General features: G+C 30.9%; 8 protein-coding genes. 2 read left to right on the forward strand and 6 right to left on the reverse strand.

Features of this window, described 5'->3' with window-relative positions; genetic code table 11:
- Nucleotides 1-131 precede the first annotated feature (131 nt).
- Both VJY32_RS03020 and VJY32_RS03025 read left to right on the forward strand, forming a co-directional pair.
- Nucleotides 132-1,499: an LptF/LptG family permease gene (locus VJY32_RS03020; RefSeq protein WP_353676396.1), complete on the forward strand. Its 1,368-nt coding sequence runs from the start codon at nucleotides 132-134 to the stop codon at nucleotides 1,497-1,499.
- Nucleotides 1,486-2,568: an LptF/LptG family permease gene (locus VJY32_RS03025; RefSeq protein ID WP_353676397.1), complete on the forward strand. Its 1,083-nt coding sequence runs from the start codon at nucleotides 1,486-1,488 to the stop codon at nucleotides 2,566-2,568. The genes VJY32_RS03020 and VJY32_RS03025 overlap by 14 nt, the downstream gene beginning before the upstream one ends.
- A 50-nt stretch (nucleotides 2,569-2,618) precedes the next feature.
- On the opposite strand, the gene VJY32_RS03030 is transcribed toward VJY32_RS03025, so the two are convergent.
- The 6 genes from VJY32_RS03030 to VJY32_RS03055 form a co-directional block, all read right to left on the reverse strand.
- Entirely contained in the window at nucleotides 2,619-4,838 is a 2,220-nt protein-coding gene (locus VJY32_RS03030; protein WP_353676398.1) for a CHASE2 domain-containing protein, read from the reverse strand.
- Between the two features lie 4 nt (nucleotides 4,839-4,842).
- A complete protein-coding gene (locus tag VJY32_RS03035) occupies nucleotides 4,843-7,227 on the reverse strand; it encodes a hypothetical protein (RefSeq protein WP_353676399.1) in 2,385 nt (794 codons plus the stop codon).
- Nucleotides 7,228-7,262: 35 nt separating this feature from the next.
- Nucleotides 7,263-7,985 carry a FecR family protein gene (locus VJY32_RS03040; protein WP_353676400.1) on the reverse strand — a complete coding sequence of 241 codons (723 nt, stop codon included), beginning with the start codon at nucleotides 7,983-7,985 and terminating at the stop codon, nucleotides 7,263-7,265.
- Between the two features lie 16 nt (nucleotides 7,986-8,001).
- On the reverse strand, nucleotides 8,002-9,057 hold the full coding sequence (locus VJY32_RS03045) for a hypothetical protein (RefSeq protein WP_353676401.1): 1,056 nt from the start codon (nucleotides 9,055-9,057) through the stop codon (nucleotides 8,002-8,004).
- Between the two features lie 436 nt (nucleotides 9,058-9,493).
- Complete coding sequence (locus VJY32_RS03050) at nucleotides 9,494-10,807, reverse strand: T9SS type A sorting domain-containing protein (RefSeq protein ID WP_353676402.1); 1,314 nt, start codon at nucleotides 10,805-10,807, stop codon at nucleotides 9,494-9,496.
- Nucleotides 10,808-10,894: 87 nt separating this feature from the next.
- Nucleotides 10,895-11,527 (reverse strand): hypothetical protein, encoded by a 633-nt coding sequence (locus tag VJY32_RS03055; RefSeq protein WP_353676403.1) that lies wholly within the window; start codon nucleotides 11,525-11,527, stop codon nucleotides 10,895-10,897.
- Nucleotides 11,528-12,291: the final 764 nt, after the last annotated feature.

Here is a 12,291-nt window from a genome sequence, read left to right on the forward strand (position 1 = left end):
AATTAATTGAGTATTTTCTGTGTTCAAATTTACACTGCATTTAATCGGTATTCAAGTTAATAAGTAATCAAATTTCAAATTACAGAATAAAGTTGGTAAATTTAAGAAAGTAATTTTCGTTGCTCACTTAAATGATATTAATAAGATACATATTAAAAAATCATATTGCCCCATTTTTCTTTTCTGTATTTGTATTGATAGCAATATTTCTACTGCAGTTCCTTATGAAATTTGCAGATAGATTAGTTGGGAAAGGATTAAGTATTTGGATTATTATCAAATTAATTATCTATAATTTAGCGTGGATGGTAGTTCTTGTAATTCCAATGTCTGTACTTGTTGCTGTTTTAATGGCTTTCGGAAATATGTCGCAGAATAATGAGATTGCAATATTAAAAGCAACTGGAATTAGTTTATACAAAATGATGATACCGCCATTTATAGCAAGCATAATCCTTGCATTAATGCTAATATATTTTAATAATCACATTTATCCAGATGCAAATCATGCTGCAAGATTATTGATGGAAGATATATCAAGACAAAAGCCCACACTTTCACTTGTACCTGGAGTTTTTTCTCAAGATGTTCCAAACTATTCAATTCTTGCCCGCAAAGTTGATGCACACACAAATGAATTAGAATATCTGACTATTTATGATTATTCAGAATTGCCAAAAGTCAACATAGTAACTGCATCAAAAGGAAAAATTTATTTATCGAAGAATCAAAAAAAATTAATAATGGATTTAACAAACGGCGAAATTCATGAAACAGACAATACGAATTCAATAGAATACAGAAGATTAAGATTTCAGCGTCACAAAATTGCAATGCCTGCAGAACAATTTACATTCGAACAATCCACACCTGGCGGACCAAGAGGCGATAGAGAATTAGGTGCTAAAGAAATGCTTAGAATTGTTGACAGCTTAAATGTATTTCTTACTCAATATGAAAATGAACTGAACAAAAAAATATCTGATTTAATCAAAAAAAATGAATTGAATAAAAATTATGTTGAACCGAATTTTTATTCAAAATTTATCTTCATACGCGCACAGCAAAGAATTAAAGCCGATGAAAGTTCTATATTAAACACATTATATAGAATTGATTATTATAAAAAAGAAATTAATCGTTATTGGGTTGAAATCCACAAAAAATATTCATTGCCTTTTGCATGCCTGATTTTTGTTTTAATTGGAGCTCCACTTGGCACAATGACACGAAAAGGCGGATTTGGAATGGCAGCTGGAATAAGTTTGGTTTTCTTTTTAATCTACTGGGCATTTTTAATTGGAGGCGAAAAATTAGCTGACCGCGGACTTTTATCTCCATTCTGGGGAATGTGGAGTGCAAATATTCTTTTAGGAATTCTTGGAATTATTCTAACTATAAAAAGTGCAAGAGAAAAAGTTACATTAGATTTTAGTTTCATTAGAAAATATATTCCTGAATCATGGCTTAAACCAGAAGTAGAATATGAAAATAATTGACCGATATCTTGTAAAACAATTTCTACAATCAATATTTTTTGGTTTGATTGCTTTTACTTTACTTTTTGTTGTAATTGATATGATGGAAAAGCTTGGGGATTTTATTGACCAAAATGTTGACACAAATATGATTGTTCAATACTACATTGTATTTACCCCTGAAATTATTCGATTAATGACTCCAGTTGCAGTTCTCCTTGCAAGTCTTTTCACAGTTGGTAAGTTGTCCAATCAAAATGAATTAACTGCCATTAAAGCTGGTGGAATTAGTTTCTATCGTTTCATTATTCCATTTTTTATTACAGCTTTTGTCATCAGTCTTTTTTCTGTTTACTTTGGAGGATACATTGTTCCATTGGCAAATAAGCACAAAGTTTTTATCGAACAAACTCATTTGAAAAAAGGGATTGTATATTTTGGAAGCAACATTTATTTCCAGGATACAAAAACGAGAATAGTAACAATAAATATTTATGATTTAGCAAATGACCAGGCAAATCAGGTTAGCATTCAAGAATTTGATTCAAAAGACAAAACAAAACTAATTGAAAGAACTGATGCTTTTCGAATGAAATATGATACTGCAAAGGCATGCTGGATACTTTATAATGGAATTAAAAGAACATTTAACGATACAAGTGAAACAATAGAAAAATTTGTTGTCAAAGAATTTTATGGGTTAAACTTTTTGCCGGAAGATGTAATCAAGAAACAAAGGAAGCCGGAGGAACTATCACTACCTGAATTATCTGAATTAGCTAATGAACAAAAACGAACTGGAAACGACCCGACACAAATTCAAATTGAATATCAATCAAGAATTGCATATGCATTTTCAAGTGTAATTGTTGTTTTATTTGGCTTACCAATTTCAGCAGGAAGAAGAAAAGGCGGGCTTGCACTACATTTTGGAATTAATCTTTTGATAACATTTATTTATTTAGTTTTTATGAAAGTAAGTCAGGCATTCGGCAAAAATGGAATTTTAGACCCTTTCATAACTGCCTGGTTTTCAAATTTTATATTTTTGATTGCAGCTATTTTTAATATTAAAAGAGCTATGAAATAATCTATTATAATTTTTTATACCGAAACTGAATCAACTAACAAAGCAACATATTATTTAGATTTCAATTCAAACACACCATCCCAATTATCATCTGGAGGATTTGTTAAATAAAATTCACATCGGTTTATATAAACTTTTGAAGGATAATCTTTCAATTTTTCGTAAGAGCGTTTAAAATAATCTAATGCTGCTTCAAAACTTCGATGTTTATATAATTCTATCCCCTGAAAATAAAAATCCATGTTTTCAATGGCATCTTCTGCTTTTTTATCTCCTTTCTCACTAATTAATTCATAAATTGCTGTAGGTTTTGTTTTCCCTTTAACTCTTACGACATCAAGATAACGAACAAGAAATTTATCTTTCACCAATTCATAAGTTGATTCACTAATCATTATGCTTGTACCATATTCCTTATTTGCTCCTTCAAGTCTTGAAGCTAAATTAACATTATCCCCCAGAACAGTGTAATCAAATCTTTTTTCTCCTCCAATATTTCCAACAATAACTTCACCCGAATTAATCCCAATTCTAATATGAATAGAAGATTCAGTTTTGTTTGTCCATATTTCTCTTAATTGAGCAAGTCTTGTTTGCATCTGCAATGCAGTCAAACAAGCCTTATAAGCATGGTCATGCACTTCAACAGGAGCACCCCAGAAAGCCATAACAGCATCACCAAGATATTTATCAAGTGTTCCATCATTTGCAATAATTATTTCACTCATTTCATTCAAAAACTGATTAATAAAGCTGACAAGCTCTTCAGGCTGCTTATTTTCTGCAAATGTTGTAAAGTTTGCAATATCACTAAACAAAACTGTTAAGTTTTTCTTCTCACCTCCTAATTTTAATTTTTCCGGATTTGATATTAATTCATTAACTACTGCTTTACTAACATAATGACTAAACATTCCTTTAATTAAAACATTCTGCTGTCTTTCTTTTAGGAAATGATATGCAGTGCTTGAAAAATATCCAATTACAATTGCAAGCGAAGGACTCACAATTGCCATCACTAATTTTTTTTCAACAAAATAATAAATACTCAATAGATAAATTAAATAAATACTCAAGCCCACAACAATAACATTCAACAGCTCAATTAATAAACCAATATGCAATTTTACTTTTCTAAGAAATGATGTTAAAAGAAATGAGTAAAAAGTTAAGAAAACAATCATTAATAGTTCACCAAAATTTGATTGCTTATATAAAAAATCATCTCTTAAAATATTTTGAATTATATTCGCATGAAATTCAACACCATAAATTAAGTTATCTCCCTTTTGTTTCCCTTTTGCAAAAGAAACTGGAAGTATATCCCGGTCTTCCGGCATTGTTGAACCAATTAAAACAATTTTATTTTTTAACTTGCCTGAGTATAACCATCCACCATCTGGATTATCCCATGTATTTATATCTTCTCCTATGTCAATTTCATCAACAGTTTTAAATTCACTATCATCAAGCACATCAATTAATTTGATACGAGGAAATGTTCCACTTGGTCCATAAAAATTTACCAATACACTGTTCTTATCATATTGAGGAATTAATTTGTCTGAAAATTCAAAAAAGTTACCATGGCGTTTTGCTGTAAATGAATTTTGGAAACCAAAGTATTTATTTAAAACCGCGAAACCAAAACTTGGTATCAATTTATTTGATACATAAGATTTAACATAAGGTACATATCTTCTAAATACTCCATCATTATCAGCAGGCACCTGAACAATTCCTATTGAGCTATCAGCATTATAAAAGTAATTGCCATAATTTTCATTTAGGTTTGTTATAAAACTTTTATTTTCTTCGAAAAGTTTTTCCTGCTCGATATCAATCTTTCCTGCAAGAACAACTTTTTTTGACTTTCTAATTGCATCAATCATTAGTGAATCGTTTACAGGAGAAAATTGGTCGCTGCTTGTAAAATTAATATCAATTCCAATTGCTTTAACACCTGCGTTTGTAAGATTATTAATTACTTTAGCAAAAATAAATCTTGGCCAGGGCCAGCGATTATATGGAGGTGGAATTTGTTCATAAGCATCCTGTGTTATTTCAACAATTATTACATCAGAAGAATCACTTAAGTCAATTGGTCCTCGTTCTGAAAATCTTCTGTCAATTAATTTTAGTTCTAATTCTTTGAGTGGAGAAATTGGAAGCAGATAATCTTGTGTTATAACAATAGTAAAAACAGCAGCAAAAATAATTATTAAAATCTGCTTAAATATATCAGTTAAAATTCTTTTGCTGCTGTTCATAAAATTATAAAACATATCGTGTAGTTAAACCAATAATTGAATTAGTAGATTTTCCAGGAAATCTGAAAATTCTTGCCTGAAAAGCAAGATTAAGATTTCCAATTAAATTGTAATCAGCAATTAATTCTAATGCTTGTCTTTTGAAATCTCCAAAACTTGGACTTAGAGTAGCAGAAAAAATTAATTTATTTTCCATTAATTTATACTTTGCACCTGCTGTTAATGTAAAATATTTGAATTGAGAATTACCAATTTCTGTTGAGCTGTAGAATATTTGAAAAACAGAGTTCAAATTATTTTTCCAGTAACTATTAACTGAAAATGAAACTGAATTAAAATTAGCATCATAGTCTCTTAGACTTTTATCATCCCTTCGCTGAGTTGATATTGATAATGAAGTATTATGACGAACATATAATTTCAAGTCATAGGACATAAGAAATGTAAATCGATTTGTAATTTCATCAATAACATATTTATTGAATAAAGGATCTCTAATACTCAAACCATTATTATTTTTTTTGCGATAATATCCAACGCTGATATTCGGGAAATTTAATCTTGTAAATATTGATGCAGTAGCACTAAAGGTTTCGTAAGTTGTAGTAGCAATTTTTGTTTTTTGAAGATTGTCTTCTAATTTTTCATAACCAACTGAAAGAAAAAATCTGTTATCGAACATTCTAATCTGATCAGAAAAATTAAATCCTTTAATATCTGTTTGAATGAATGATTGTCCAAGTGAAAGATAATCATTACCTCTGTAAATGTATGAAGCTTTTAAGGAATTATTAAAGTAATTTATGTTTAATGCAGCCTCGCCTGCAAGTGAAGCTAATTTTTGAGGATTCAATGGACCAATATACTGGTTAACAGTAATAAATTTTCCAAGAATCTTTTTAATTGTTTTTATCTGGTCCGGGTCAATATCAAAAGCAGAGCCTTCACCAAATATTGAATCAATTTTCGCATCTGACAATGTCCCGGAGGATATATCTTTATTAAAAACACTGAATGCAGCCTGCGATGTAAACATTATATTTTGCTTATCAATTGCAAACATTAAATCAGTTCCAAAAACAGCATTTTCCTGTGGACGCGATGCAAATTCAACAGAATTTGGGTCATCTTTAGAATGTAAGTATGTAAATCCCAATTGAAAATTTTTACCGCTCCCGAATGATGGACGAACTACAAAAATATCTCTCTTATAAGTTCCAAATTGAACTCTGCCATATGGATAACCATATTTGCTTTCATTTATTTTAATAACATCAAAAGCAAGAGGAGCTTCTTCTCTTAGATAAGTTTGTAATAGTGTTCCTTCAATTTTTCTTTCTGTTTCTCCAAATGCAGTTTGAAGATTTATTTTTCCCAAGTTCAAAGCTCCATTAAATCCTCTTACTCTTTTGCCATTCATTATTAAATTTGGAAATTGAGGGTATGAATCACCAATTTGTAAATTCAATAAATCTTTGTGACGAATTGTCAATGTGTAACGATTATATGGTTGTAAATATTTTTTTTCTTCTGAAGTTACATACAACTGTCCACTAAACAGCCATTGGTCAGATGTTAACTTAGCTTCTGCACTAAAATTATTATACCAGGTTGATGCTGAACTGTAGTTCTCATTTCTTGATTCTGCTCGAAGATGACCATTGACATTCCATCTTTTTGAAATTTTCTCAGCTACTTCTTTTGTTGCAATCAGCACACTTCTTTTAGCAGTATAGTATAAATTCCCTTTATTATCATAAACCTCAATTTTTATTTCTGCGGAACCATATTTAATATCAGTGATATTTTCACCATTAATTACAATCAAATCTTCTGCAATCAACTTGTTTTGTGAAATATCAATATCATTTAAATAAACTTTTGTTTTTTCAACATCAATATTGGAAGGAGCTCTAATAAAAGAAACTGATATCAAAAAATTTTCTCGAGTTAGAACTTCTCCTTCTTCTGGACTAAGTATAATAATTTCTTTCCCCTTCTCTGTTTCACCTGCAATAGCTAATTGAAATGGAGAAATTCCCTGTTCTATTCCAGTTGGATAAGTTTCAGTAGTTCCATCTTTTAGATTAATTATAAAATAATATTCAAGTGTTGGCGGTTTTACTTCTTCAGCAGGAATTGTAACAGTTGCAGTAATTCCTGCTATCTGCATTTCTCTTTTTGTAAATTCATTTTTATCAAAAAATCGATAAGCAAATTCAATTGATGAAATGTTTTCCGCGGAAATTAAGTCAACAGAAATATTAATTGGATTATTGATTTTGGATTCACTGAGTTTGACATTCAGGATGTAATTACTTTCCTGTGCATAAATTAAACTAATAGTTAAATACATTATTATGAAAAACAAAAAATTTTTATTACTCATATTGACCCCTACTTGTTTTTAACTATTACTAAAGATTATTCTTCAGGTGCGTAATATTCGATTTCAACATTTCCTTGAGTGGTTCTAATAATCAACTTCTTGACATTTGTTTTCTTTGTCTCATTAGATTTGTTCTTGTCTTCATCCGTCTGTTGATGAAATTCGAAATTACCATCAGATGTTATAACAACTGTATTGCCTTCCGTTAAAGTTCCTTCTCCACCCTGCGGTCCTAAAAAATTAAGCAGAGCACTTCCTGAATCTAAAGACATTGTAAAAGTACTATCTTCACTATAATCAATAAATCCACTTGTACCTCTTATAGACGCAACAACTGTAGGGGTCGTAAATTTAAATTCTTCATCTTCAGCTTGTTTATTAACATCAAAACCAATAAGCCCTTTTTGAATGAAAGTATTTTTATTTAGTTTTCTTTCTTTTTTATCACCATAGATATGAAGAATAGAATTTTCACGTACACGCAATAAACCTGAACCATCAGTGAAATAAATTAATGCTAAAGATTTTGGACCTGTTTTAATTTCATTCCCATTATTCAGTATTAATCCAATAACAGCTTTTTCCCAATCTGTTTGTTGAGCTGATTTCCTATAATCAACAACCTTATGAACTTTTTTAACCAATGCTACTGGATTGTCCGGTGGGTTAGGATTTTTCTCTTGGATATTTGTTTTATCAAATGAAAAATTTATTATCACAGGAAATAATAAAAATAATGATAAAAGTTTTATTCTCATTTTACCCTCCTAAAATTTATCTGCCGCTAAACTGAATATTAATTATGTCATTAACATTTTGTTCAAGATAATTCAGTATTCTAACAAAATCAGAAAAAACTAAAATATTTCCATTCTCATCTGTAAATTGAATTTGTTCGGCACTAATCTCACCATTTTTTAATTTCATTATAAAAGCATCATCTAATTTCCCTGTTAAAAAATCAGCAAGCCGAATTAAATCTGGATTAATTACTTTCTCGGTACTCTGCCTTCCAATTCTAATTTTAACAGGATTACTCATTAACTCATCATAACCACCAGGACGATGAACAACAGCTTTAACAGCTATTACAATAACAGTATCGGTAAGTAGTTCACGTTCTAAATATTTTGTTAAATCAATATTTGTTACTTTCCCCACATCTTTGTTGTTAACAAGTAGATTTCCTGAACTCAGTGCTTGTTCATAAGACTCATTTGGCTTTAAATAATTTGCAAGCACTTTATAACTTGTTACTCCCAAAACATCATTCCATGATATTACTATTGAACCAACATCATTTATTACATCGTTTTCAAGAGGAGAAGTAATGCGTGGAGGTGTTGGATTCAAAAATACTAATTGGTCTTCATCACTATCCAATTGTCTACCTTGTTTATCATAAAGGATAAATTTGAATTGAAATATACCGCTGGGTTTACCTTTTTCTGTGAGTTCTCTTGTTAAATCAGAATTATAAGAACTTGTTTCAATTTTAATATCATTTACTGACCCAATTTCATCATTGTAAAAACTTCTTGCAACAAATGGTTTAGTTCTAAATCTGCCAACTTCTTGGAAACCTGTTCTTTGGTCTTTCAACCACAAAAATATTCCTTCTACTATTACCTCCATTCCAGGCGGGTTAATAATTATCTGAACCATTCTTGGTTGATTTTCAAGATTCTGTTCAACAGCAAAAGCTGCAAAATCAATTGTAGATAAATCACCAAAAATATTCAAATCAATCGTTGCATTCTGAGCTATAATGCTATTTACATTTAAAATAAAAATTAATAAAAATGTAAAAAGTATATTGCAAATGCGCATGGTTCCTCCCTTAATTTTTTTTGAAAGTCCAGAACGAGAATGGAATTGTGTCAACAAAAACTAATTATTTATTTGGATTTACTCAAGAATATTTTGTTAATTAAATATTAACTACGCAATAATTGAGTGCAATTAATCACAAATTAGTTATAATCTTAACGCAGATTGATTATTTGGTTACTAAAAAGTCTTGGTAAGATTTTGTTATTTGAATTTAGATTTAAGACGAATCATTAAATTAAGATAAGATGAAATTCATTATATTAAAAGTTCATTCACTACTTTGCAGACGAACACAGAGGCGTACTTTATTTAATTTTACTGTAGTCCGAATAATTTAAATAGTCGAGACAGCCTTAAGCTTTCTTAATAAATTTTGAAACCTGCAAAAGTTCAGTTAATTTATATCAGCAAAAGTAAGGATGCTTTCGTTACTTTATTTCATCAATATCATCTTCTTACTAATATTTACATTCTTTCCAATTAATCTGTAAATGTAAATTCCTGAATGTAAATTACTTCCATTGAATGTAAGCTTTTGTGTGCCTGCGTTTATTTCGTCATCAAATAATGTTGCCACTTCCTGCCCGAGTATGTCATATACTTTCAATTTGTATCTTCCTTTTTCTGGGACCGCAAATTCAATTGTCGTTACTGGATTAAATGGGTTTGGGTAGTTTTGAAGAAGATAAAATTCAGGCACTTCCGGCGTTGACTGTACTGAAGTGATTTCATAAAAACCAACTTTATAAAGTCCTTCAGAAGTAGCCACCAGTATTTCATTATCTGACCACTGGGTGATGCCCCAAATGCCACCAATTACTCCCGGCACTCCCTGCCAAGACTTATTATAGTAGCGATATAATGTATACTTATCTCCCGGTTGCCAGTAAAATCCAACAAAAGTTCCTAAATTTTTGCTTGTATATCCTGCTCTCCCCCAATAATTATCTATTTCATCAATCCTTTCCCAAGAGTTTCCTTTATCGTAAGACACATATAGGCCCCTATTCGGAGAAGCATATACTTCACCATCATTACCTGCAACAACAAGAGGAACCTCAAGATTGGTGGTTGGCAAGTTTGGAAAATTATTTACGAATTCCCATGTATTTCCATTGTCCGTAGATCTTATTAGACCTTTGGCAGACCGCGGGATCCAACTTTGTTGACCTGCAAAAATCGTTCCATCCTTAGTTATGGTCATTGACCAGACATAAGGAAAAACAAATTCTGGCCCTGCAGCAACAGACCAACTGTTTCCATTGTCTGTGGAACGATAAATTGCATCAACACCGCCTGCAAAAATTGTTTTATTTGTGGAAACCAACAAAGCCATAACTGCATGCTCTTTATCAAATGGAGGAAGAGGTATTTGTTGCCAACTCAAACCATGATCTTTGGAACGATACAAACCATCGTCTGTGCCCGCAAGAACATATCCAGAATCAACAAAAGCAAAGGCAAATATATCACTGTATGGGTCCCACCCACCATACCTACCATCGGGAGTCCAGGTCTGGCCACCATCTGTTGAGATTCGTATTCGAGGGTATGGAGATGTAATTCCTCCTCCGATATAAATTATTTTATTTTTACTATCAACCGCTACACTACGTAGGGAACTTCTCCACCAAAGTTTATTTACAGTAACAACATCGCTACCCACTTCAAATTTTTCCTCTTCTTGCTGTGCCACTATGGGCACAAACAAAAAAATAACAATTGTTATTATTACCCATAGTTTCATTTTCTTCCCCTCCTTTTTAAATTTTTAAAGAACTATTAACTGTTTATAGTATAGCATAAAAAACTAAATAATGTCAATAGAAATTAGTTACAATTCACAAACCTTGGTAAAGCAGCCTCTGACAAAAAAGCTATAAGTGGAGCTTGGTTCTAAATCAGTAACTGTAAAAATATAATCAGATATTTTAGTTGAAGGAAGATTGATGTCGGTACGCTCAAAGTATTCAGAGCCTTCAGTTATACTCTGAAAAAGTTTCATACCAAATGGATAATCTTGCGGATTAGTTAATTTAAAATCAACACTACATTTATTATTTGCATCACATTTTTCGCTATTTGATACTGGCTCCAAAATTGGCGCCTGTGCAGTTTTCAAACCCATACTCACATCATAAAAATTTATCCAGCCTGCAATATGTGAACCCCATGCCCAAGAAGTATTGGAAACAAACTTTTGGGTAGAAGAATCAAAATGAGCAGTATATGAGTGCGATTCGCCGGGTTTTGTACTTAAACTCACCCATCCATCCCATATTCCAGTTGAAGAATCAGCTGCAAGAAATTTTGCCCAGCCGGATAGTGTGTTTGTTTTTGAATTAAACCGCGGGGTGCAGTCACCGCCACCCGGGCATCCTGTTGTTTCATTGAATGAAAGCCAGCCATAATTGCAATCGGAAATATTTCCAAAAGTTGACTTTCTTGATATTTTCATCTTTGTCATTAAACTAATCCTTCTGCTTTTTTGATTAACTAATCTACAGAGTATTCAATAAAATTTTTGTTATACCTCACATTTTTCTTTCTCCCTCTTAAATCTGAATTAGCCGACATTAACAGATGATATTTGAAAATAAGCATCACAGAAAGAGATTTAACTACAAGAAAAAGTTATCATTGTTTTACTTGAGGATGTGTGAAAAATATTACCAGAAGAACATTGAATTTCATTGTAATAAGTATTTTGTTTATTTCAACTACGAACACTTTTACAAAAAAATACAGCAGTTACTTCAAAATTCTTTTTCAAATCAAGTGAGTTGACTTTGGAATATATAACAAGAAGACTTTCTAAATCAATATGTAGCCCTCTAATGTTTAACATTAATGATTGTGTAAATTAAAAATCTCTTTTGATGCATAATAACAAAATTACTATTAAAAATAAATAAGTCATCACTTTACTTAATTTTCATTATCTCCTTACGATTTTATTTTATATACACTTCTTTGGTTAAGACTTCATGAATGCTACTCTCAATCTCAGCTGAAAAAATTTGTTCTAATTCTGAAATAAATTCAGATTAATATTGCATCATGAATCCAAAAATTAGCATTCGTCTTCCGAAATAGCTTGCAATTTCTTACTTAAAAGAATATTCATATGAAAAACTGTAACCAAATATGTTTTTAAAATTAAAGATATTTATACCTTTTCGAAGTGAACCCGCTTTTAGCGGGTGAACGAAGACCCGCCTTATCCAGTAT

Source organism: Rosettibacter primus (assembly GCF_036860675.1).
Lineage (GTDB): Bacteria > Bacteroidota > Ignavibacteria > Ignavibacteriales > Melioribacteraceae > Rosettibacter > Rosettibacter primus.

Bases quoted from the DNA above. Each gene is read 5' to 3' on its own strand.
- VJY32_RS03035 (WP_353676399.1), bottom strand. From the start codon at position 7,227: ATGAGTAATAAAAATTTTTTGTTTTTCATAATAATGTATTTAACTATT.
- VJY32_RS03030 (WP_353676398.1), bottom strand. From the start codon at position 4,838: ATGAACAGCAGCAAAAGAATTTTAACTGATATATTTAAGCAGATTTTA.
- VJY32_RS03040 (WP_353676400.1), bottom strand. From the start codon at position 7,985: ATGAGAATAAAACTTTTATCATTATTTTTATTATTTCCTGTGATAATA.
- VJY32_RS03055 (WP_353676403.1), bottom strand. From the start codon at position 11,527: ATGACAAAGATGAAAATATCAAGAAAGTCAACTTTTGGAAATATTTCC.
- VJY32_RS03045 (WP_353676401.1), bottom strand. From the start codon at position 9,057: ATGCGCATTTGCAATATACTTTTTACATTTTTATTAATTTTTATTTTA.
- VJY32_RS03020 (WP_353676396.1), top strand. From the start codon at position 132: ATGATATTAATAAGATACATATTAAAAAATCATATTGCCCCATTTTTC.
- VJY32_RS03050 (WP_353676402.1), bottom strand. From the start codon at position 10,807: ATGAAACTATGGGTAATAATAACAATTGTTATTTTTTTGTTTGTGCCC.
- VJY32_RS03025 (WP_353676397.1), top strand. From the start codon at position 1,486: ATGAAAATAATTGACCGATATCTTGTAAAACAATTTCTACAATCAATA.